Annotated in this window: 23 protein-coding genes; 8 read left to right on the top strand and 15 right to left on the bottom strand. The window is 50.1% G+C overall.

Going from position 1 to position 23,098, the window contains the following annotated elements; genetic code table 11:
- Positions 1-54: 54 nt before the first annotated feature.
- From CRP01_RS18580 to CRP01_RS18590, 3 genes are all read left to right on the top strand, one after another.
- Complete coding sequence (locus CRP01_RS18580) at positions 55-2,091, top strand: alpha/beta hydrolase family protein (protein WP_099151706.1); 2,037 nt, start codon at positions 55-57, stop codon at positions 2,089-2,091.
- Positions 2,092-2,159: 68 nt separating this feature from the next.
- The gene (locus CRP01_RS18585) at positions 2,160-4,268 is read left to right on the top strand and encodes a 3-hydroxyacyl-CoA dehydrogenase NAD-binding domain-containing protein (RefSeq protein ID WP_099151586.1); all 2,109 of its coding nucleotides are present in this window, start codon (positions 2,160-2,162) and stop codon (positions 4,266-4,268) included.
- 46 nt (positions 4,269-4,314) lie between these two features.
- Positions 4,315-4,830: a class I SAM-dependent methyltransferase gene (locus CRP01_RS18590; RefSeq protein WP_170110442.1), complete on the top strand. Its 516-nt coding sequence runs from the start codon at positions 4,315-4,317 to the stop codon at positions 4,828-4,830.
- 18 nt (positions 4,831-4,848) lie between these two features.
- Here the strand turns inward: CRP01_RS18590 and CRP01_RS18595 are convergent, their stop codons facing one another.
- The 14 genes from CRP01_RS18595 to CRP01_RS18655 all read right to left on the bottom strand — a co-directional run bounded on the left by CRP01_RS18595 (position 4,849) and on the right by CRP01_RS18655 (position 17,788).
- Positions 4,849-6,105, bottom strand: a complete 1,257-nt coding sequence (locus CRP01_RS18595) for a gliding motility-associated C-terminal domain-containing protein (protein WP_099151588.1) — start codon at positions 6,103-6,105, stop codon at positions 4,849-4,851.
- Positions 6,106-6,326: 221 nt separating this feature from the next.
- The gene (gene pnp / locus CRP01_RS18600; RefSeq protein ID WP_099151589.1) at positions 6,327-8,558 is read right to left on the bottom strand and encodes a polyribonucleotide nucleotidyltransferase; all 2,232 of its coding nucleotides are present in this window, start codon (positions 8,556-8,558) and stop codon (positions 6,327-6,329) included.
- 393 nt (positions 8,559-8,951) lie between these two features.
- Positions 8,952-9,227: a 30S ribosomal protein S15 gene (gene rpsO, locus CRP01_RS18605; protein ID WP_099151590.1), complete on the bottom strand. Its 276-nt coding sequence runs from the start codon at positions 9,225-9,227 to the stop codon at positions 8,952-8,954.
- 147 nt (positions 9,228-9,374) lie between these two features.
- On the bottom strand, positions 9,375-9,554 hold the full coding sequence (locus CRP01_RS41885; protein ID WP_143473436.1) for a hypothetical protein: 180 nt from the start codon (positions 9,552-9,554) through the stop codon (positions 9,375-9,377).
- Between the two features lie 76 nt (positions 9,555-9,630).
- Positions 9,631-9,897, bottom strand: a complete 267-nt coding sequence (locus tag CRP01_RS41890) for a hypothetical protein (RefSeq protein ID WP_143473437.1) — start codon at positions 9,895-9,897, stop codon at positions 9,631-9,633.
- Between the two features lie 298 nt (positions 9,898-10,195).
- Positions 10,196-10,690 carry a hypothetical protein gene (locus CRP01_RS18615; RefSeq protein WP_099151592.1) on the bottom strand — a complete coding sequence of 165 codons (495 nt, stop codon included), beginning with the start codon at positions 10,688-10,690 and terminating at the stop codon, positions 10,196-10,198.
- A 136-nt stretch (positions 10,691-10,826) separates the two neighbouring features.
- The gene (locus CRP01_RS18620) at positions 10,827-11,180 is read right to left on the bottom strand and encodes a hypothetical protein (RefSeq protein ID WP_099151593.1); all 354 of its coding nucleotides are present in this window, start codon (positions 11,178-11,180) and stop codon (positions 10,827-10,829) included.
- A gap of 214 nt (positions 11,181-11,394) precedes the next feature.
- Positions 11,395-11,895, bottom strand: coding sequence for an FKBP-type peptidyl-prolyl cis-trans isomerase (locus CRP01_RS18625; RefSeq protein ID WP_099151594.1), 501 nt, complete (start codon positions 11,893-11,895; stop codon positions 11,395-11,397).
- Between the two features lie 163 nt (positions 11,896-12,058).
- The gene (locus CRP01_RS18630; protein WP_099151595.1) at positions 12,059-13,018 is read right to left on the bottom strand and encodes an electron transfer flavoprotein subunit alpha/FixB family protein; all 960 of its coding nucleotides are present in this window, start codon (positions 13,016-13,018) and stop codon (positions 12,059-12,061) included.
- Between the two features lie 58 nt (positions 13,019-13,076).
- Positions 13,077-13,817 (bottom strand): electron transfer flavoprotein subunit beta/FixA family protein, encoded by a 741-nt coding sequence (locus CRP01_RS18635; RefSeq protein ID WP_099151596.1) that lies wholly within the window; start codon positions 13,815-13,817, stop codon positions 13,077-13,079.
- 184 nt (positions 13,818-14,001) lie between these two features.
- Positions 14,002-14,439, bottom strand: coding sequence for a ferritin-like domain-containing protein (locus CRP01_RS18640; protein ID WP_099151597.1), 438 nt, complete (start codon positions 14,437-14,439; stop codon positions 14,002-14,004).
- Between the two features lie 68 nt (positions 14,440-14,507).
- Positions 14,508-15,407 (bottom strand): mechanosensitive ion channel family protein, encoded by a 900-nt coding sequence (locus tag CRP01_RS18645; RefSeq protein WP_099151598.1) that lies wholly within the window; start codon positions 15,405-15,407, stop codon positions 14,508-14,510.
- A gap of 269 nt (positions 15,408-15,676) precedes the next feature.
- Positions 15,677-16,648 carry a YihY/virulence factor BrkB family protein gene (locus CRP01_RS18650; RefSeq protein ID WP_099151599.1) on the bottom strand — a complete coding sequence of 324 codons (972 nt, stop codon included), beginning with the start codon at positions 16,646-16,648 and terminating at the stop codon, positions 15,677-15,679.
- Positions 16,649-16,660: 12 nt separating this feature from the next.
- Positions 16,661-17,788 carry an AI-2E family transporter gene (locus tag CRP01_RS18655; RefSeq protein WP_099151600.1) on the bottom strand — a complete coding sequence of 376 codons (1,128 nt, stop codon included), beginning with the start codon at positions 17,786-17,788 and terminating at the stop codon, positions 16,661-16,663.
- Between the two features lie 203 nt (positions 17,789-17,991).
- Here CRP01_RS18655 and CRP01_RS18660 point away from each other — a divergent pair, with 203 nt between their 5' ends.
- Both CRP01_RS18660 and CRP01_RS18665 read left to right on the top strand, forming a co-directional pair.
- Positions 17,992-18,504, top strand: coding sequence for a hypothetical protein (locus tag CRP01_RS18660; protein ID WP_099151601.1), 513 nt, complete (start codon positions 17,992-17,994; stop codon positions 18,502-18,504).
- A 597-nt stretch (positions 18,505-19,101) separates the two neighbouring features.
- Entirely contained in the window at positions 19,102-19,620 is a 519-nt protein-coding gene (locus CRP01_RS18665) for an RNA polymerase sigma factor (RefSeq protein WP_099151602.1), read from the top strand.
- Positions 19,621-20,401: 781 nt separating this feature from the next.
- On the opposite strand, the gene CRP01_RS18670 is transcribed toward CRP01_RS18665, so the two are convergent.
- Entirely contained in the window at positions 20,402-20,866 is a 465-nt protein-coding gene (locus tag CRP01_RS18670; protein ID WP_099151603.1) for a ferritin-like domain-containing protein, read from the bottom strand.
- A gap of 379 nt (positions 20,867-21,245) precedes the next feature.
- Between CRP01_RS18670 and CRP01_RS18680 the strand changes: the two genes are divergently transcribed.
- From CRP01_RS18680 to CRP01_RS18690, 3 genes are all read left to right on the top strand, one after another.
- Complete coding sequence (locus CRP01_RS18680) at positions 21,246-22,268, top strand: DNA topoisomerase IB (protein WP_099151605.1); 1,023 nt, start codon at positions 21,246-21,248, stop codon at positions 22,266-22,268.
- A 129-nt stretch (positions 22,269-22,397) separates the two neighbouring features.
- The gene (locus tag CRP01_RS18685) at positions 22,398-22,610 is read left to right on the top strand and encodes a DUF3185 family protein (protein WP_099151606.1); all 213 of its coding nucleotides are present in this window, start codon (positions 22,398-22,400) and stop codon (positions 22,608-22,610) included.
- Positions 22,611-22,668: 58 nt separating this feature from the next.
- Complete coding sequence (locus tag CRP01_RS18690; RefSeq protein ID WP_143473438.1) at positions 22,669-23,082, top strand: sll1863 family stress response protein; 414 nt, start codon at positions 22,669-22,671, stop codon at positions 23,080-23,082.
- Positions 23,083-23,098 lie beyond the last annotated feature (16 nt).

Here is a 23,098-nt window from a genome sequence, read left to right on the forward strand (position 1 = left end):
AGGCACGGCCCGCTACCGGCAAAATTCCTTATTTTGTGGAAAAATCACCTTTCCATGATGAAACCACTCTATATTTTCCTGCTAACCGTTCTTTGTATTCCTTTTTCCGGCCAGGCCCAGACCGAAAAGCTGGAACTGATGGATATCTTCGATCTGGAATTTATTTCCGATCCGCAGATCTCACCGGATGGTTCCCAGATCGTCTACGTACGCAACTTCAAGGATGTGATGGCCGATGCCAACCGGTCCAATCTCTGGATCGTCAACGCCGACGGCAGTAAAAACCGACCGCTGACCACGGGCAACCAGAGCGACTATTCCCCGCGCTGGTCGCCGGACGGCAGCCGCGTGCTGTACCTGAGCAGCAAAGGTGGCAGTTCCCAGATGTACCTGCGCTGGCTGGAGGACGGCACGGAGCAGAAGCTGAGCAATTTCCCGAAATCTCCCGGCGGTATTCAGTGGTCGCCGGATGGAAAATGGATCGCTTTCGGCATGTCGGTAGATAGCCAGCCCGCTTCGCTGATGTCGCTGCCGAGTCCGCCCAAGGGCGCAAAGTGGACCGAGAAACCAAAATATATTGATGAGCTGAATTACCGTTCCGATGGGGCCGGTTATTTGCCCGCATCTTACCGGCACCTTTTTGTGATGTCAGCCGACGGCGGTCATCCCCGGCAGCTTACTTCCGGAGATTTCGATCACGGTAGTGCTTTCGCCTGGACGCCCGATGGAAAATACCTCATCCTTTCCGCCAACCGGCACCCGGAAGGGGAGTACGAACCCCGCAATTCGGAGATCTATGAACTGGAAGTTGCCTCGGGCACGATCAAAGCACTGACGGACCGCAACGGACCGGATTCCAGCCCGGTGGTATCGCCGGACGGAAAAACGATCGTTTACTCCGGCTTTGACGACCGCTACCAGGGCTTTCAGACTACCGGCGTCTACCTGATGAACCGGGACGGCAGCAATCCGCGCCTCATCAATAAGGATTTTGACCGCAATTCGGATAACCTACAGTGGAGTGCCGACGGTAAATATCTCTTCTTTCAATACGATGACCGGGGTAATACCAAGATCGCCCGGATGGACCTGCAGGGTAAGGTAACTGACCTGACCAACAATGTAGGTGGATTATCTCTGGGACGGCCCTATTCCGGCGGCGATTATACCGTAGCCAAAAACGGGCGCTTCGCCTATACCCTGGGTACGCCCGAACACCCGTCCGATCTGGCGGTGGCCACCGGCAGCGGGGATGTAAAAAGACTGACGGAAGTAAACGCGGACCTGTTCAGCCACAAAAAAGTGGGAGCCGTGGAAGAGATCTGGTACGAATCCAGCTTCGACGGCCGGAAGGTACAGGGCTGGATCTGTAAGCCGCCCGATTTTGATCCCAACAAAAAATATCCGTTGCTGCTCGAGATCCACGGTGGGCCTTTCACCAATTACGGTTGGCGTTTTTCCACGGAAGTACAATTGTACGCGGCGGCCGGGTACGTGGTGCTGTATACCAACCCACGGGGCAGTACGAGCTACGGCGAGGAATTCGCCAATCTGATCCACCACAACTACCCGGGAGAAGACTATGACGATCTGATCTCCGGCGTGGATGCGGTGATTGAAAAAGGATATATCGATGAAAACCAGTTGTACGTAACCGGCGGCAGCGGCGGCGGCGTACTCTCCGCCTGGATAATTGGCAAAACGGACCGTTTCCGGGCGGCCGTGGTGGCCAAACCCGTGATCAACTGGAGCAGTTTTGTATTGCACGCGGACGGTCCGGCGTTTTTCTCCAAGTACTGGTTCCCCGGTTTCCCCTGGGAAAATCCCGAGCAATACTGGAAGCGTTCACCCCTTTCTCTGGCGGGTAATGTGAAAACACCGACGATGCTGCTGACCGGTGAGCAGGATTACCGCACACCGATCTCGGAAACGGAGCAGTACTACGCTGCGCTGAAGCTGAATAAGGTGGATGCGGCAATGGTCCGTATTCAGGATTCCGGACACGGGATCGCCAATAAACCGAGTAACCTGATGAACAAAGTGGCCTACGTGCTGGGTTGGTTTGATAAACACCAACCGGTGAAGCCGTAACTAGTCCGGTGGAAGAAGCCCTGGCCGAAAAGATCTGATCAAAATTACATCTGATATAAAACCATTTCATGGTTCGTTATTCTAAAGATACTGACAACATTGTCACCCTGAGTTTGAACATGAAAGGCCGGACGGTCAATGTGATCAACCACGAGATCGGGCAGGCCTTTCTGCCGGTACTGGAGCATCTGAAAATGGAGAAGGCCCGCGGTGGTCTGCGGGGCGTGATCCTGACCTCGGACAAAAAGACCTTTTTATCCGGTGGAGACCTGGAATACCTGCTGAATGCAGAGGATGCCGAAGAAGTCTTCTCCTTTACGGAAACGCTGAAGAAATTTCTGCGGGACCTGGAAAGCCCCGGCGTTCCCGTGGTGGCTGCCATTAACGGGAGCGCGCTGGGTACGGGTTTTGAGGTCGCTCTGGCCTGCCACCACCGCATCGTCATTGACGATCCGCGGATCCGGCTCGGCCATCCGGAAGTCAATCTCGGGCTGATGCCCGGTGGGGGAGGGGTTATCCGACTGATGTGGCTGCTGGGGATCGAAAAAGCCTACACCATCCTCACTTCCGGGCACCGGTATTCGCCCCAAGAGGCCATGCGGGTAGGGATCATCGACGATCTGGCGAAGAACCGCAAGGAGATGCTGGAAAAAGCCAAAACCTGGCTGCTGGAAAACAAAGAAGGGCGTCGGCCCTGGGACCGGGAACACGAAAGCATCCCCGGCGGTACGGCCAAAAAGGCCAGTGTGGCGGCCACGATTCGTAACTTTTCGGCCCAACTGGCCAAACTTACCCACCACAACTATCCGGCGCCGCAGGCCATACTGAACGTGCTGTTCGAAGGCTCGAAAGTGGACTTTGATACCGCCTGTAAGATCGAAGGCCGGTATTATACCAGTCTGGTACTGAGTAAGGCTACCAAAAATATGATCAAGACCTTTTGGTTTGATTACAACGCCATCAAGAGCGGGGAGAACCGACCCAAAGGTTTTGGAAAATTCCGTCCCCGCAAGGTCGGGGTGATCGGCGCGGGTATGATGGGATCGGGTATTGCTTTCGCCTGCCTGCGTCAGGGACTGCACGTGGTACTGAAGGACGTTTCCTACCTGATCGCCGAACGCGCCCGGGAGTACGTTCGGAAGAAACTGGACGAATTGCTGGAAATCGGATTTATCCAGGAGGAAGATAAGATTGAAACCCTGTCCCGGATCAAGACCACGGAATCTTCCAAAGAATTTGAGGACTGCGATCTGGTGATCGAGGCGGTTTTCGAAAACAAAATGGTAAAACAGAAAGTGACGCGGGAAGCCGAAGAGTTCCTGGATGAGTACTCCCTGTTTGCCAGCAACACCGTTTCCATCCCGATCACACAACTGGCCACCGCCTCGGTGCGGCCCGAAAACTATGTCGGCCTGCACTTCTTCCATCCGGCCGATGAGATACCGCTGGTAGAGATAGTCAAAGGGGAGGAAACATCGGATGAGACCATCGCCCGGGCTTTTGATTTTGTCAATGCCATTCATAAGGTCCCGATCATCGTTAAGGACGATTGGGGCTTTTACGCCGCCCGGGTCCAGAACACCTATATTCTGGAGGGGATCACGATGTTGCAGGAAGGTTATCCTCCGGCCCTGATCGAAAACCTCGGCCAGAAAGCCGGTATGCCAAAAGGAGCGCTGGCTCTGGCGGATGATCTGGGCCTGGAACTGGTGCTGAAATACGAAAATCAGGCTGCCGTCCACTACGGAAATAAATACATCCAGCATCCGGCGGTAGCCGTATTGCACAAAATGCTCAAGGAACTGGAACGGCCGGGACGGCAAAAACGGGCCGGTTTCTTTGCTTACCACGAGGGAGCGGAACGTACCATCTGGCCGGAACTGACTGAACACTTCCCCCCGGCCGACCAGGAATACGATCACGAAGCGATCAAGGAGCGCCTGCTGTTTGCCCAGGTAATCGAAGCCGTGTGGTGTATGCAGGAAAAAGTGATCCGTTCGGTACCGGCCGCCAACCTGGGCAGCGTTTACGGCTGGGGATTTCCCGCTTTTCGGGGCGGTGTGATCCAGTTTGTGAATGATTATGGCCTGGACGCCTTTATGGCAAAATGTAAAGCGTACGAGCAGACCTACGGGCCGCGGTTTAAGGTGCCGAGTTTTCTCCGGAAATTGCTATAGTGGTTCTGCCGCTCGAGTGGTTCTGCCACTATACAAAAAACGCAGGATGGAATTAAAAAACGCAGTTGATTTTATAAAAAACGCTGTTATTCCTGTAAAGGGGACCTGGGCGGATATCGGTGCCGGTTCGGGCATCTATACCCAGGCGCTGGACCAGGTATTGGAAGCAGGCAGTATCATCTACGCCGCGGACAAGAATCCCCATATGCTATACCGCCTCCGTCTGGAAAATTGTGAATTGCGCATTGAGGAGCTGGATTTCACCCGGCCGTTCACGCTGCCGCCACTGGACGGCATCATCATGGCCAACGCTCTGCACTACGCGCCGGACCCCGAACCGGTACTGGAAAAAATCGTCGCATGCCTCAAACCGGGCGGACGTTTACTTATGATCGAATACGAAACGGAGCGACCGCTGCAGCCCTGGATCCCGTATCCGATTCCTTTCCAACGTTTCCGGGAAATGGCCGCTTCCGTCGGCCTGCAGGAAGTGCGGCAGGAGGGGCAGATCCCTTCGGCCTACGGCCACGATCACATTTATCTGGCGGTAGCGGAGCGTTGAGATCATCGCTTGCCCGCATTATCTGACCAATAAAATATCTCCCCGTTTTTCGACCCATTCCCCGCTCTGTTGCTGCATGCGGATCCGGTATACGTATACGCCCATTGGCAGGGAGCGACCGTTGCTGGTGCCGTCCCAACCGTTGTCCAGCGAGCGGCTTTCGTACACCAGCGATCCGTAGCGACTGAAGATTTGCATGGAATAGGCGCCGACATCACCGAAATGACCGTAAGGGCGAAATTCGGTATTGACCCCATTGGGGGCAAAAGCATTCGGAATAAAGAGCGAAGTGGTGTGCGTCAGGCAGACCCGGTTGGAAAAAGAGGTGGTGCGTTCGTAAAGTTTGCCCTTGCGGTACAGCCGCGGCGCACTGACGATCGAATAGCACAGTGTTCGTTGTGCGGGATCCTCCAGGTCGATGATCTCGCTGTGGTCGTAAACATCTCCGCCGTAGTTAGCGACCGGGTCCTGTAGATTAAGAGGGCCGTCCACGGGTTCCGTAACTACGAAGTAAAACTGATTATCGAAAAGGAATTCGTTCTGATAGGGCGTCCAGCGGAGACTATTGAGACCGTTTTCTCCGGTTTCCCCCCGCAGAAAGATCGTGGTGAGCGTATTGGACACCTCTTCGTTCCGGCAGCGGTCGTAGGCGTGGATCCGATAGGTGCGGGGCCCCAGATGGGCGTTCGCCTGTTCGTCCAGGAAAAAGCCCGTTCGGAAATTGAATCCCTTCACGAGTTCGAAATCGATGCCGTCGGTTGATCGGAAGAGTTCCCCATCCTGCAGAGGGGAATTGGGCAGGTCGGTCCGCCAGGATAATGCGACCGATCCGGGTGGCGTACTGAAGTCCTGATTGACGGAAGCACTATCGAGCACCACGATATCCTGGACCAGCAGAATCGGAACATCCATACAGATCTGATTGGAACGTACGGTATCCTGCTGGTCGGGACTGATGGCCAGGATCTCGAGACAGTGTTGCCGACCGTCGTCAGCGTAAAAATCGTAATTGGTGATATTGCCGTCCAGGGTAGCGATCAGTTCGGCGGGACCCGGCCAGTCGCTGGCCGGACTTTTCTGACTGGCCCAGACTTCGTATTGCAGCACGCCGTCCGACCAGCCGTCGTAGGCTTCCCAGCTCAATGGAGCGATCAGGGTGCAGGAGTTGAAATCTCCGGCATTCAGCAGGAAATCCTGGGCCGAAAGCGATAGGGTGCCGGTAAGCAGCAACAACATCAGCGGGTAAAACTTTCCGGCGCGCGGTTTTTTTAGCATCAGAGTAGGTTGAAGGTATTTAATAGTGCTTCAAATTAAAAACTTTGGCGCTAAACGGCACTACCCGAACCACTTACAGTTTGACTGCCAATTAACAATTTCCGGAATTGACGGCCTGAAAAACAAGAGCCCCCGACCGGAATGATCCGGCCGGGGGCTTATCAGTTGTACGGGCTACGGGGCCCGATCATAATTCTGTTCTACGGTCGTTACGATCCGGATTACCGGCGTCCGCGTCCACCGCCGTCACGACGACCACCGCCGCCATCACGACGTCCACCGCCGTCACGACGTCCACCACCGTTGTCCCGGTTGCCGCCGTCGCCGTTATCACCGCCGGGAAGCAGTACTTTACGGGACAGACGCAGTTTACCGGTTTTCGGATCCACGCCAATCAGTTTAACTTTCATTTCGTCGCCTTCGGAGAAATGATCTTCCACTTTATCGATCCGGCTGGTAGACAGCTCGGAAACGTGGACCAGACCACTCTTACCTTTGAAGTCGACAAACACACCGTACGGCATAACGGAAGCTACCTTCGCGTCGTAAACATCACCAACGGTCGGCGTAAAGGTGATCGCATTGATACGGGCCAGAGCCGCGTCGATGGATGCTTTATCGGCACTGGCGATACTCACCACCCCTTTGTCGTCCACCTCATCGATATTGATCACCGAGCCGGTTTCGGCCTGGATCTCCTGAATGATCTTACCGCCAGGTCCGATTACGGCACCGATAAAGCTCTTATCGATGGTGATCTCCACGATACGCGGAGCGTGCGGTTTGTAATCTTCGCGAGCTTCGCCCATCACTTCACCCATTTTGTCCAGGATGTGCAGACGCCCCTGCTTGGCCTGTTCCAGGGCCTGTTCCAGTTGCTCGTAAGGAAGACCGTCGATCTTGATGTCCATCTGGCAACCGGTGATACCTGCGGCGGTACCGGTTACTTTGAAGTCCATATCACCCAGTGCATCCTCATCACCGAGAATGTCGGAAAGGATGGCAAAACGAGAACCGTCGGAGATCATACCCATGGCAATACCGGATACGGGTGCCTTGATTTTGATACCACCGTCCATCAGCGCCAGTGCACCGGCACAAACGGTTGCCATAGAGGAAGAACCGTTAGATTCCAGGATATCGGAAACCAGGCGCAGGGTATACGGCATTTCTTCCGGAAGCACCTGCTTCAGCGAACGGCCGGCCAGGTTGGCGTGACCTACTTCCCGACGACCAGGGCCGCGCATCGGCTTGGTCTCTCCCACGGAGAATGCCGGGAAATTATAGTGCATAATGAATTTTTCGTAGTGGAAGTCCAGGGCCGCATCCACCATCATGGAGTCGGTCTTGGTACCCAGCGTCAGGGAGGTCAGACTCTGGGTCTCTCCCCGGGTAAAGATCGCAGAACCGTGCGCAGAGGGGAGATAATCCACTTCTACCCAGATATCGCGAACTTCGTCAAATTTACGGCCGTCCAGACGGAGTTTTTCATCCAGCACCATATTGCGGATAGTCTCCTTCTGTAATTTACCGTAGTATTCTTTGTATTCTCCTCCGTTTTCCAGGACGAATTCTTCCCCTTTCTCTTCGGTCAGGGCTTCCATCATACCGTCCTTAATCGCGGAGAATCCTTCTTTACGTGCTTTTTTATCCAAAGCGGCGCGAGCGATCTCGAGGACCTTGTCCTTGGTTTTTTCGCTAACCCAGGTCTTGATCTCAGCGGGAGTCTCTTTGACCTCAACTTCGCGTTTGGTCGCTTTATCACCTACCTGAGCGGCGAGGTCCAATTGAGCCTGACATTGCACCTTGATGGCATCGTGTCCTACTTTGATGGCTTCTACCAGATCTTTTTCCTGGCATTCTTTAGCTTCGCCTTCTACCATCATTACGTTGTCCATAGTAGCGGCAACGATGATGTCGATATCGGCTTCGGCCAGTTTGGTCCGGCTTGGATTGATGACGAACTCGCCGTCAATCCGGGCTACCCGTACTTCGGAGATCGGGCCCGAAAAAGGAATATCCGAAACGGTCATCGCTGCGGAAGCGGCCAGAGCTGCGTAAGCATCCGGCAGGGTTTCCTTATCGCCGGAGATCAGGTTGATAATGATCTGGGTATCATTCATGTAACCATCCGGGAAAAGCGGACGGATCGCGCGGTCTACCAGACGGGAGATCAGCACTTCGTAATCGGAAAGCTTGGCTTCCCGGCGGAAAAAGTTGCCGGGGATACGACCGGCTGCGGCGAATTTTTCCTGATAGTCTACAGAAAGTGGAAAGAAGGATTGTCCTTCTCTGGCTTCTCTGGCCGAAACGGCACTGGCGAATAACATCGTGTCACCAATGCGAACCACCACAGAACCGTCGGCCTGGGTGGCCAGTTTTCCGGTTTCGATAGTCACCGTTTGACCATCGGGTAATTCAAAGGACTGAGAAATTGGAATTTGTTTACCCATTTTTTAAATCTTGTTTTTTGCCCAATACGTATACCATAGGTGAGGGCAAGCCCGGATAAAAGCGGCTTGGCCCGTGTGGGCTTTTGCAAAATGCAGTTAAACAATGAGGCGAAAAGAAAAGTGTGGCTTTGGCCCCAAGAAAAGATTGATGAAACGCAATAGCTTTGATCAAGCCAGACTTTGAGGTAGTATATATTCAGTGAAGGAGTTACCAGGAAATACACAGGTCAAGGTTAAAATGACCGGATCTGGATAATTTTTTTTAAGCTAATGGATAAAACGACTAATCTATTCGGCCTTATGAATGCTCAAAATTACTATTTATAATCGACATAGCAAAAAAAAAGAAGTGGACCAAAATGACCCACTTCTTTTTTTATTTTTTTCAACTTTCTACCGGCGAATACCCAGTTTCTCAATGAGATCGCGGTACTTGTTGATGTCTTTCTTGGATAAGTAATTCAATAGTCTACGACGTTTACCTACCAGGGTCAACAGCGCCTTCCGGCTGGAGTGATCCTTTTTGTTGGTCTGCAAATGCTCGGACAATGATTTGATCCGGTAAGTGAACAGGGCGATCTGCCCTTCGGTGGAGCCGGTGTTCTTCTCGGAACCGCCGTGCTCTTTGAAGATCTCTTCGATCTTCTCGTTGGTTAAATAAGCTGCCATAAGTTTTTTTTACCATTAAAAATTACGGAAATCGTTTAATAGCGGCCGCAAAGGTAAGGCTTATTGGTGATATAAAAAAGCCCGGGCGGTAATTTATCGGAGGGATGCATATACGCGGTCGTAGTTGTTAGTGCCGAACACTGAAAATTAATAAAGCTTGTCTTCACCGCGAAGGCCGCGAAGCCGCAAAGTTTTACAATGACTTCTTTCGAGAAAATTTGCTGATGCAAATTTTTCGACATTAACGGTTAATAACGCAAAGGTTAATGGATTTGCCGTCGGCAAATTCACTAAAAAGCTTAGCGTCTCGCGGTGAAATTCAGTCATTTCTGGTTTTCGATTTTCAACTATTAATGTTCCTCACCATAAACTACGACCAGCGGATACCAATGGAGCGGTGGGATTACTTTTCATATGACCAATGCCGCTCATCCATTTTGTCAAATAATACAGCAATGAAAATAGCCTGGGCTATAAGAGCAATTAGAAAAAGAAAATAGAAGATCAGGCCTGAAGGTTTATTTTCGTATCCGTCTACGTAGAAAGTACCCTGTTTGCCGCGATCATAGGTCAGAGATACCTTATCGGTAGTTTGTATATGGACAAAGGGATCAAAATTACGTGATAATTTACGGCTAACCGTTTGTTGCCTGCCGGTCTCTTTCTCCACGTATCGGAATTGAATGAAGTCAAATTTGACGTGCTCTACGATCTCGGCCGGAACGGTAATAAAATCGGACGATCGGAGGACTCTATCTTTATGAACGGTAAATATGTACCACTGAAAACCCGCAATCAGTATCACCGAAAATGCCGATACCATTTTTATTTGGTTCGAGTTCCTGATTTTGTTCATTATCACTTCTTTGAGCTGCGGCACTTTTGGAAACTGAAATAGCCTATAGCGTAATTGTACCTGAACGCATAGCATAGCTTAATGGTTAGGGGGACAGTGGTTGCTTTGAATATTATTGGTAAAGTTTCATCGCATTATAGGCATCAATGAACGAGGGGTTGATCCTAAAGCGATTCCATTTAATGTAATCATCAACCTGCTCCTGTATCGAATCGGAATACAAAATTTCTGAAGAGATATCTAACGATATTCCATCATCTACATTTACATATTTCAAAGTGTCTTTTGCAAAGCCCACGGTATGATAGTAGCGATTCCTGGGAAGTGGATAAAGCGTATCCTGATCCTTAACCCATTGGAAAAAAAGCTCCAAATTATGGTCGGACGTATCTATGTAGCTCATGGTAAGATTACCACTCAGCAGAAAGGTCGTATCGTATAATTCACCATCACCATCGATCCTTGCTCCGTAATTATCATGGCCAAGAGCAGTAAGGATGAATAAAGCGGTTTTTGCTTCCTTTTCATAAGGATGTGTTTTTTGACCATTTTCACTCTTATTGCAGCCGAGATATAAGAAAACAAAACAATATATAAGATTCTTCATAGGATTAAATGTTCTTAATTATCCCTTATTACGTTTTGCTGCCAATCCTAATGCTCCGGCCAAAGCTGTGACCGTATAGTCATCAGGCCAATCTATATAGCCAGGTTCCGTACGGGCCGATAGGCTAAGATTAATACTATTTGGGAATAAGCCATTTGAAAAACAGATCATCCCACCGCTTTCCCGCCCAGGAGGGTAATTCCATTGGACAGGCTCCACCCAGTTGACGCATGGCGTAAACAAACGCAACCAGGAGATAGTATTTTTTCAAACGGAAACCGGTAACTTCCATACGGTCTTCATCAGCATGACGGATGAATTCAAGCGATGTGAATTTTTTCTTAGGGTCATGCTCCACAAACAGGATAAAGCCAAAAACGTCTTTCTTCAAACCAAGCGGTAATCCGCTGGTCTCGGCCACCGTTTTCAACACCAGGTCGTTATCCGGGATCTCGCCTGCAGGAAATTGTATGTTGGTTAATCTGCCCATTGATGGTGGTTTGCGAACCGCTGTTGGTGATATGGATGATTTTCTAAGTCCCAATCATCAGGGCTCGCCAGAAAAATACGGCAATCTACTTGATATCTTTGATTGTAAATCTTGACCGGAGGTAAAAGGGTGGGCCAGTTATAAGAGAGCCTGTAGCATAATGCATGTTTTACGGACAAATAACGGACAAATAGTGGAGAGCAGCAATAGGAGGCTAATTTCCCCGCACCCCATCTTCCTTGATATAACTCTTGCGGATGAGTTCATCCACCGTAGCGGAGCGTACATTCAGGATAACGCCCGAGAAATGCAGGGCCTTGCCGGCCATAGCGTGGTTGAAATCGACTTTCACGGCGGTATTGTTCCAGGATAGGATCATGCCGTTGTGTTGACCGCCCTGGTCATCCGTAACGGTAACGTATTTGCCTTCTGCGAGGGGCGTTTCCGGGCTTTGCTCAAAGAGGTCCATCGGCAGGTCGATAATTTCGGATTGGCGGACTTCCCCGTAGGCTTCCGCCGGAGAGAGGATGAACTTAAACGCCTCTCCTTCCTCCAGACCGTACAATTTTTCCTCAAATGCGGGCAACAACTTTCCACTGCCGTAGTAGAATTTGAACGGCCAGTTGGCGTCCATAATTTCCACAACGGGGCCTTCGGCGTTTGCTTCCCGCAATTCGTAAGCAATGGTAATGATGCGTTGTTCGTCAACGGTCATATTGGATTCTGAGCTTTGGTCTGCCTTTTAAACTGGTGGGAACGGAGATTGTTTAGTGGGGTAGGACGTTTGGATGATGAGGCGTTGGGATGCCGGGGTTTCGCAACGTACAGCTATGCTGCCCACGAAACCCACAACGTCCCAACATCCTAACGTTCTCTTATCAATTTTCCGCCTTAAATTTCTTCAGGGCTTCCGTCAGGCGCGGGACCACCTCAAACAGGTCACCGACCACACCGTAGTCCGCCGCTTTGAAGAAAGGCGCATCCGGATCTTTGTTGATCACGACGATGGTTTTGGAGTTGTTTACCCCGGCCAGGTGCTGGATGGCACCCGAGATCCCCGCCGCAATGTAGAGATTCGGACGAATGGCAATACCGGTCTGTCCTACGTGTTCGTGGTGAGGGCGCCAGCCGGTATCGGCTACCGGGCGGGAGCAGGCGGTGGTTGCGCCGAGTACTTCGGCCAGTTCTTCGATGATGCCCCAGTTTTCCGGGCCTTTCATACCCCGACCGGCGGATACAACCAGTTCGGCTTCCGGCAGCGGCACGGTACCTTCCACGCGCTCAACGTCCTTGACGGTGATACGTCCGGCTTCCACGGGCACACTGAGTGCTTCTACCCCTACATTGTCGCCAACCACTTCCGGCTGAATGGCATTACCCATCAGGGAGAGTACCTTCACATCGGTCTTGATCTCCATTTCGGCAATGGCTTTTCCGGAAAAGACCGGTTTGCGTACCTTGAAACCACCGTCGGTGGTGGGCACGGCGTTCACACCGGGTACGGAACCGGCGTCCAGACGCGCGGCCAGTCGACCCAGCAGGGATTTACCGGTGGTGGAATGACTCAGTACGAGCACCTTGGCGTCCAGTTCTTTGGCCGCTCCGGCGATGGCCCGGGTGTAGGTCTGGCTATCGAATTTTTCGAGGGCCGGATCTTCGACCTGATAGACCTTGGATGCTCCGTATTTACCCAGCTGGCCGGCATCCTCCGCAGCGCCGATTACCAGAGCCACACATTCGCTGCCCAGTGCCTGGGCGGTTCTATATCCGTAAGTAACTGCTTCGAAAGCAGCTTTTTTTAATTTTCCTTTTTGCGTTTCCGCAAATACGAGTACCATATTATATCGAGTTAGGATGGTTTTAAAATGAGATTTCGGACGTCATGGCGGTGGTCTCCTAGATCACCTTGGCCTCTTCGTGCAGCAGACGTACCAGTTCGTCCATGTTTTCCGGATCGATCAGTTTGACCTGGCCTTTTTCCGGCGGCAGTTCGTAGCTGACCGTCGCCACGGGATCGTCAAAAGTAGCGGCGGGCACCACTTTGAGCGGCTTGCGCTTGGCCATCATGATGCCGCGCATATTGGGAATCCGTTGCTCGGCCAGTCCCTTGGCGGCGCTGATCACGAAAGGCGTATCCACACTCAGGGTTTCCACACCACCCTCGATATCTCTTTTAATGGTGGCGTTATTGCCGTCCATCTCCATATGGCTGGCGTAGCTGATGAAGGGCATATCCAGCAATTCGGCTACCATGGCACTGACTTCCGAGCCGTTGTAGTCGATCGTCTCCTTACCGAAGAATACGATATCGAAACCTTCTCCTTTGGCGTATTCGGCGATCTGCTTGGCCACGTTCAGTGAGCTCTGGGGATCGGCGTTGATCCGGACAGCTTCGTCCGCACCGATGGCCAGGCCTTTGCGGATCACGGTATCGTTTTCGGCGGGGCCGACGTTCAGGATGGTTACGCTACCGCCCTGGGCTTCTTTCAGCTCCAGTGCGCGTACCAGGGCGTACCATTCGTCGTATGGGTTCATGATGTATTGTACACCGTTGGTATCCAATTCCGAATTATCGGAAGTGAATTTGATCTTGGTGGTAGTATCGGGCGTCTTGCTGACACAAACCAGTAACTTCATAGGTCTTGTTTTTATCGGGATTGCCGCTATCCAATTTAAATTGGGCAGTATCCAGCTGTGGGGGAATAATGCCGCGCGGATAGCAAATAATTCAATTAAAGTTGCGCAAATATACTATTTAAACCTGCCAGACGGAAATGAGTTTAGCGAATTTTCGCTAAATGCTGAATTTACGTAGATTTCGCTAGGTTTCCGGTAATAATTTTTCCAGTTTCTCCCGGGTCTCCCGGATGGATTTCATCTGATTGGCCAGGAGCAGACGGGTATCGTTAGAAAAGGTGGTTTTATTCAGCGTGCTTTCGTAGAATTCGATACACTCCTTCTCTCCGCGCAGGCATTCCCGGATGATCGCCGTGGCGTTCTCACCGGGCAGCATTCCGCGGATATTGATCCAGATGCGGTGGGCGCTGGCTATGATATTTGCTTCCTCTACCGGTTCACCTCCCTGGATGCGGATTTGTTGGTCCAGTTTGTAGGCAAATTCGTTGCGCTGTTTACTCAGAGCCGCCAGCGTATTTCGGGTTTGTGCGTCTTCCACCTGCTCGGCTGCGGTCTGGTAGCCCTTTTCGGCACTGCGGCAGAGTTGCAGGAGTTCGTTGAGCTGTTCTATTTCTTCTTGCATAAGCTTTTCATTTGGTTTAAAACGAGCGTGATCAGTTTTGGAGCCGCGGGCGATCAGATACCGGCTATTTAGGCGGCCGAATCCTGCTTGTCCAGCCGGTTGACCATCGGAATGGGCATATCGTTGTACGTTTTCAGTTCCATGATGTCGGACGGCATCTGGATGCCTCCCTTGGTCAGTGCCTGTACCGTTTCCCGGATCGCGTTGGTCTTGACGGCCAGACTCGAAACGGTCTTATCAAAAGTGTCGATCCAGAAGTACACCGTTATATTGATGGTACTGGAACCCAGGCTCGAAATGACTACATTCGGATCCTTGCCTTCGTCCCAGAGAATACCGTGGATATGCTCCAGCGTTTCGTAAATGATGCGGGTGGCCTTATCCAGGTCCGAACCGTAATCGAGGCCAATCGTGAAGTCCAGGCGCATGAAGCCGTCGATCGTGTAATTGAAGATCGGGTTTTTCATGATCTGACCGTTGGGTACGTAGACATCTTTTCCGTCGAAGGTCTTCATGTGCGTGTCTCGCAGGGAAAGCCCTTTGATCACGCCGGTGATACCGCCGGTCTCGACAATATCTCCAATACGGAACGGTCGTTTGAAAGCCATCAGTATTCCGGCCAGAAAATTCTCACCGATATCCTTAAAGGCGAAACCGATAATGAAGGCAGTGATCCCGGCACCAGCTAACAGACTGGCGGCCGCCGCGCCCAGGCCGACGATGCGGAGAATAACCAGAAAGCCAATGACGATAACGAGCCAGCGGATCACCCGCGCGAAGAACTGTGCGAGCAGTGGATCTTCCATTCTCAGGTTGAGCTGGGTCTTGCCGAACCGGCTGATCTTCCGGGCCAGGTAAAAAGTGAGCAGGAGCACCAGCACGGAAAAGATCATTTTGGGCAGCAGGCTGACAAGTTGATCGTAGTAACTGATAATCTGGGTTTTTACATCTGCGATTAGTTGTTCCATATTTTTTTTTGGTGTGGGTTGTTGTGGTTAGGGGTCAGGTTTTTAGGTGTCGGGTGTCAGGTGTCGGGGGTCAGATTTAAGGGGTCAGGGGGAGGGTGGTTCAGTGGTAAGGAATTGGCTTTTTATTTTTTTAATTTCAATTCCAAATCGTTCCTTCCTTGACCTCTTCGCCTGATCTTGGCTTATTGAATTTGTTATTGGCATTAAAATTGCCATTTTTCGAGGGTTATAATTTGAGTACTGAACGACCCCGCGGTATCAGGGCGATGCTATAGACTGGTACTGGTATCTTCCTCTACCGGTTTGTCTTCAGTATCATTGCCCTTTTCTACTTCTACTTCCTTATCCTCCACCTTCACGGCATAATCGGCCGGTTCGATGCCTCTGTACGAACTGCGCTCGACGTAAACGGCGGTAATCACCGCGCCGAATAAAAAGATCAGCGAGGCGTAAAAGACCCAGAGCATGATCACCAGTATAGATCCGGCCGCATCGTAGAGAGAAGCGGTCTGGCTCTGACCGATGTAAAAGCCGATGGCGTTTTTACCTAGAGCAAACAGAACGGCAGTTATAATAGCTCCCCGCCAGGTGAGTCGCCAGGGAATGGCGGCATCCGGAAGGTACTTAAAGAGCAGGGCAAAGAGGAGGGTAATGATGGCCAGGGGTACAATGATGGAAGCCAGGCCCACCAATAGCAGCGAAACATCGGGAAAACGCTGGGAGAGCAGATCGCCGAAGCCGCTGATGATCGCATCGATCACCAGAGAGACCAGCAGGATAAAAGCGATACCCAGCAGCACGGTGAAAGACAGGAGCCGATCCCGGATCATCTTAAACCAGCCCGCCTCGTTGGGTTGAGCCTTCACTTTAAAAATACTGTTGAGGGCATTCTGGAGCGTCATAAATACGGTAGTGGAGGTCAGCAACATACCTCCGATCCCGATCGCCGAAGCCCACCATTGTTCCTTAAAGACCCCGAGGGAGTCTACCGTCTGGGACAACTGATTGGCCCCCTTGTTGCCGATCAGCGAACCGATCTGCCCGAAGATCGCCTCCCGGATACTCTGCTCGTCGTAAAACATGGTCGTGATGTAGAGGATCACCAGCAGAATGGGGGGCAGGGAGAAAATGGTGTAATAGGAAATAGCTGCGGCCCAGGTAAAGGCGTTGTCGGCGGCAAACTTGGTCACCGTTTCCAGCAGGAATTTCCAGGTCCTTTTGACGGGTTTGGGAACGTTCATATTGTTTATTGTTTATCTGCGACCTTTTTGAAAAAAGGTGATCAGACGGTAACGGTCTTCGTCGTATTCATTTTCGAAAACCTCTTCTTTTTCAAAAATATCTACGCTCATAAGTTCGCTCACCGGCTTTAAAATATCGAAATGAGTAAATAAAGTGCGCATGGTAGCCACTACGGGCAGGGCCAGAATGAGTCCGGCGACCCCCCAGATGGCACCTCCCACCAGCAGGGCGACAATAGCGGCGAGCGGGTTGATCTTGACGCTGCCGCCGACTACCTTCGGCGTGATGAAGTTGCCTTCAATGGACTGGATCGTAAAGTACAGGATCAATACGGCCAGCGGTTGCCACCAGGTGTCCGTGGTAGCGAGGGAAAACAAAAACGGGAAAATGCCGCCCAGAGCGGTACCGATATAGGGGATGATCGCGAGAATAGCCCCGAGAAAACCCCAGAAGAAGGGGTATTTGATCCCGATCAGTAGCAGGCCCAGGCTATTGAGAATGCCCAGAATGATCATCACCAGCAATAATCCGTAGAAATACTGCTGACTGAGCTTCTGTACCTGATAGATCACCGTACGGGCTTCTTCCCGGTTCTCCTGATCGAACTGAGTCAGCATAAAGTTCTTGAAGGCCGAGCGGTACAGCAAAAAGAAAAAGGTATAGATGAAACAGATCAGAATACTGGCCATGACCGAAGTGGAGGAACTCAGGCTCGTGGTGATCAGGTTGAGCGGAGCGTCCAGTATGGTAGAAAAGTTTTCGGTCAAGGAAGTCTGGATCTCGCCCTGGCTCAGGCCGAAGGTTTCACCGAGCCAGATCACGGCCGTTTCGAAACCATCCAGGATCTGATCGACCAGTCCGTTGAGGTTGCCGATCACATTGGCGATCTGCAGAGAAAAGAAGGTAACCAGCGTAACGATCGGCAACAGCACCATCAGAAAAGCCATGAAGATGGCGAAGATGCGGTTCTTAAAAAGACTTTCCAGAAAAGCACTGACCGGCTGGAGCATGGCCGCAAATAACGCAGCAAAGGCCATCGGTGCCAGAATGCTCTGCCCCTCGATCAGGAGAATACCCAAAATGAAGATCGTGAGCAGAAAATAAGCAACCCGTTGAATACTCAGTGAAAAATGCTGCATGGATTACATGGTTTTAAGAGTTAACATATCGCTTGATCAGCAAGTTCGTTGGCGAAATATGCGGCCAAACACCCGGAAATAAAAATTGTTTTTAAAAGTAGTCGGCAGACCGTAGTTGCCATTTTGTAGCCCGCAGTCAACAGCCTTGGTTAAATCTGCCGACTGACAACAGGCAACTGGCAACTTCATTAAAACTTTGTTTTATGAAAAACTATCATTCATTTCTGGCAATCAGCGTAATGCTGATGATGGCCTGCGGGGTAAGAAGCCCGCTAACGAGTAATTCGGAGAATTACACGCATTGTGACGTTCGAAATAATTTCTGCGTCCAGTATCCGAAAGCGACTTTTCCTCCGCCCAGTGAAGGCCAGGATAAGGAAGACCTCATCCTCGGACTCTATTCCGAAGAATACGACATCCGACTCCTGGTATCCGCGGATAAAAATGCCGAAAGCCTGACATTCGAGCAATTGTACGAACAGCAACTAACGCTGTGGGAGGAAACCTACGATGATATCGATATCGACGCATCGAACATTACCGAAGGTGGATACGAAGTCAGTGCCTCCGGAGAGGATTATTCGCTGTACGCTAAAAGCTCCCGGTATGTGGCCAGCGGGGATGTGATCACCCTGCGCCTGGTAGCCGGCCCGGAAGTGAGCGCCAATTTTTTCACTGATCTCAAAAGTCAGATCCTGCTGTATCCCAACAAGTAGTCGCTACGGAGTAAGAAGAATTGTAGCGCGGACTTAGTTAGACAAAACTAGACATTAAAATTATGGATTTAGCCACAAATGGTTTGCCGGAGGAGATCAGATCTCCGGGCAAATGATTTGTGGCTAAAATATTTTAGCCCGGCAGCAAGCCTAAGCCACATCGTAAGGTAAATAGGCCAATCATTATGGCCGGAAAAGCGGAGGAGATAATAAGAGTGGAAAAAAAGGACGGCAACCCTTTCTGGGCTACCGTCTAAAGAGCCCCAATTATCCACTATTTCTAGTGAACGTTGCAATATTAACCGTTATCTCAGCCTGATGGAGGTACGAAAAAGAAGAAAAATGGGTCCATTTGGAAGAAAAAAGAAAAAGCCGGTCTAAATTTTTTCTGAAAAGTTTCTTGCGTCTTTCCAGAGCACAAAAAATGATTAAATAAGAGTAATATGATTTTATTTAATCAAAAAAATAATTAGTGATTTTTTAGTGTTTGCGTTTAAATAATTGATAATCAGCAGTTTAAAAAATTGGCACGCAATTTGAATTAGTAGAAAGCAATTGCATTTGTGAATTATTGTAAACACGCTAAACTGAAATATCATGACAACCCTCGAATTCAATCGCGAACTGACCAACGTAAAATCCACGCTTTTTTCTTTTGCTCTGAAACTAACCAAAGACTATCAAGACGCCCAGGACCTTTTCCAGGATGCTGCTACCCGTGGCTACCGCTACTGCAGTCGCTTTGAAATGGGTACCAACTTCCGCGCCTGGATGGCCACCATTATTCGCAACACCTTTATTAATAAATGCCGCGCTAATTCTAAAAGACGCACGGTAAGTGAGCCGATCGAAACCTTCACCTTTTCTATCGAAAGCCAAAACATCATCGCCAATAAAGGTGAGATGGATATGCGGATCCAGGAAATTTACGGTATGCTCGATCAACTGAGCGATATTTACCGCGTACCTTTCCTGATGCATTTCCAGGGTTATGAATACAAAGATATCGCCGAACACCTGAACCTGCCGATCGGTACCATCAAAAGCCGGCTCCACACTGCCCGTGCTACCCTGAAAAAAATGATCAGCAAGCAGGAAGCCCTGCCAACCGCCTAAGCAACTACCAAAAACCTATAATCCAATTGCAGTTTAAATAGCTGGCACCCTACTAACCACAAACCACCTAGCCGTACTAACCTAATTAACCTAGATCCTATTTTGCCAGCGTTATCCCCATTCAATTAGATGAACATCCCTGATATTAGTATCACCCAACAGGAAGGGAAAGGGTGATTACGAATCCCCAAGGTCGACTCGAAATACCATCGAGTCGGCCTTTCATTTTTTATATGGCCTCATTCATCTTATCTCGCCTTTAGCATGCTATGCTGCGTCCAGTAAATAGAATAGAAAAATGAATATTCCGGATTAATACCTGGCATGGGCTACGCCCTTCAATGTAGAACCCGTTACTGACCTACAAATATTTTCGCCGCTACGCCGCTAAGCTTGATAAGGTCATAGCCCCGAAATATTTGGTGTGCATGATTGAGATCAGATCGGGCAAGGGCATAGCTCTGGAGATAAAACGGGATTCCTCCAGCAAGTGAAACGGTTAATTTAAAGAGCGGTTTTAAGCCATCCAGGTTACGAGAGTACGTTTTAGAATTAGATCATGGCATTGCGAGGGCACGGAATCCTTTAATTGAAAATGCTAAAGAGCCGATTAGACTTGCCAGATTTCAAAAATCTGGTAAGTCTTCACTATCAAGAGTCCGCACTTCCAAACGCTGCCTACCCTCAAAAAAATGGATCATTCCAGAAGCCGGAATGATCCATGTGCATTGCAAATTATATTCGCGAAAAACTGCTAGTTAAATATCACGCAATCTGAATTTTAGTTACTGTATACCGGGGCCAGTTGTTCCAGGCGACCCAGTACGCTACGGATGTGGTTACGCTGGTTTACCAGGGTTTTATATGCTGAACTGGTAATCGGCATTTCTTCGAGGGCGTCCTCGTAATTGCTCAGTGCATTCTTCTCACCGCGGATTGCTTCTTTCAGAATGGCGGCATCGTCATTGCTGGAAAAAGCGGAGCGGATATCCATCCACGCACGGTGGACTTTAGAGGCGATGGTATCACCTTTTTCGATCTCTCCGCCCAAATTGCGGATCTCATCTTTGATCTGGTGACCGAAGTCATAGCGTTGTTGAGCGTATTCTAAAAAGAGGTTTTTCAGTTCACTGCTTTCTACCTCTTCTGCAGCTTCTTTATATCCTTTTTCGGCGTCGTATGACTTAGCAATAATATCATTCAGTTCTTCTATCTGTTCGTTGACAGCTTTCGTTTGGTTAGACATAATTATTTGGTTTTTAATAGTTTAATTATTTCGAATATTTTCACTTTTAAAACAGGAAAACCGCGGGTCGTGTTCGTCGACATCCGGGATGCGGGGGGGCAGGGAACGTTGATCCAGGGGTGTCGGAATCGGGCACGAAGCCAGTATTTACGGGAGTTTCAAAGGGGGGCAAAAAAAAATCAAAAAGATCATTTCCCGGAGGATAAGGGAGGCCGGAAATTCGGTAGTCCGGTTAAATTTTACCGACGACCGACCCTGTAGCGCGATAATGAGGTTAGACAAGAGGCAAACAGAACATACGGAAGAAAATCATCCGGATAAACCGGTCGTCCGAAAGTCTGCCGCCGGATCGTTTACCAATACCAAATGAAACACGACTATGGGCGCTAGCCGAAAACCACCCCTCAAATATATCAGTGACGAACAAGCTGGTTATACGCGCATCCCCTGGGGGAGAGGATTTACCTACCGGGATACCGAAGGAAAAAGGATCAGTGACAAAGCCAGTCTCCAGCGCTTTAAAGATCTGGTGATCCCTCCGGCCTGGAAGGAAGTCTGGATCTGCCCGGAAGAGAAAGGTTACCTGCAGGTGACCGGCCGGGATGAGAAAGATCGTAAGCAATATATATATCATCCCAAATGGGTGGAATACCGGCAGGCTCAGAAATTTGATCACATCGTAGAATTTGCGGATCACCTTCCGCTGATCCGCCAGACCGTTCGCAAGCACCTTAAAGATAAGACCTGGACTAAACGCAAGATGATGGCCCTCATTCTGGAGGTGCTGGATGAAACGGCCCTCCGGATCGGCAACCGTATATATAAGGAGCGGAATAATACCTTCGGCCTGACTACCCTCCGTCGCAAACACCTGACCGTTTCGGAAAAGAACCTCACCCTGTCGTTCAAAGGGAAAAGTAATCAATACCGGGAAGTAGCCATCGACAATAAGCGGCTGATCCGGCTGATCAAGGACTGTTCCGAACTGCCCGGCTATGAGATCTTTCGCTATCAGGACGCCGAGGGCAAGTACCAGCTGATCGACAGTCAGGATGTAAATGAATATCTCCAGGTGATAACCGGGAAGGAATTTTCGAGCAAGGATTTCCGCACCTGGTACGCTACCGCTTCCGCCGTGGACCTCTGGCCGAAGATCAACGAGGAACATCCGGATCTATCCATGGACAAAAGGTTAGCCAATCTGGTAAAAAGCGTTGCCCAGAAATTGGGGAATACCGTCTCGGTATGTCGGAAATACTATATCCATCCGAAAGTTTTGCGGCAATTCGAAAAACGCACCATAGATTACTTTAATGACCTGAAACTGACTCTGCCTGAGCCGTTTATGAAGGAGATGGATGAGGCGGAATGCCTGGCTTTTCAGCTGATAAAACAAAAATAATTGCCCGAAAAAATAAAAACTTACCGAACACCTCAACCCTTAAGCAGGTTTCAGAAATGAAGATAACAACAACAAAATGCTATTTGTTATCGTGGCCAAATAAAGCCATACTAAAACCAAACATTGACCATGAAAAACGCTATTGTAATCATCCTCCTGCTTGCCGGGATCTTTCTGGCCTATCAGGGGATACAAACCATCCAAAGCTCAACTGCGGATGTAGAAATTCTTGGCATTGATATTAATGCCAGTGACGAAGGTGGCCAGGCCGCAGGTATTATGTACCTCGTACTGGGAGTTGCCGCACTCATTGGCAGTTACTTTGCCTGGAAAAAAGCCTAGATCGTTGTAAAACGAACTAGCTTAACTTTGAATTATCTAACAAAAATGTTAACCGAAAATGAAAACACTCAGAATTTTATTTCTAGCCTTGGGCTTATTCGGAATGATTGGCTTCACTACTTCTTGCGACAACGACACCAAAGCTGAAGAACAAATGGAAGAAGCCGGTGACGAAATCTCAGATGCTTTCCGCACTGAAAGAGAAGAACTGCAAGCCGACCTTCGTGAAGCACGTCAGGATGTCGATGAAAAATTGGCTGAACTGCGCGCCGAGTTGAACGAAGCCGGAGAAGACACCAAAGAAGAAATCAACGAACAGATCTCTAAACTGGAGAAATGGGGTGATGAAATCGATCGCGACATGGAGCGTGTAGCTCAGAGTGCCGAGAACGGTTGGGAAAACCTCAAAGGTAACATCCGCGAATCCCTGGACGAAATGGAAGATGCCTGGGACGACGCTTTTGATTCCTAATCCGGTTTAGGAACCG

This window comes from Flavilitoribacter nigricans DSM 23189 = NBRC 102662 (assembly GCF_002646595.1).
Taxonomy (GTDB): Bacteria; Bacteroidota; Bacteroidia; order Chitinophagales; family Saprospiraceae; genus Flavilitoribacter; species Flavilitoribacter nigricans.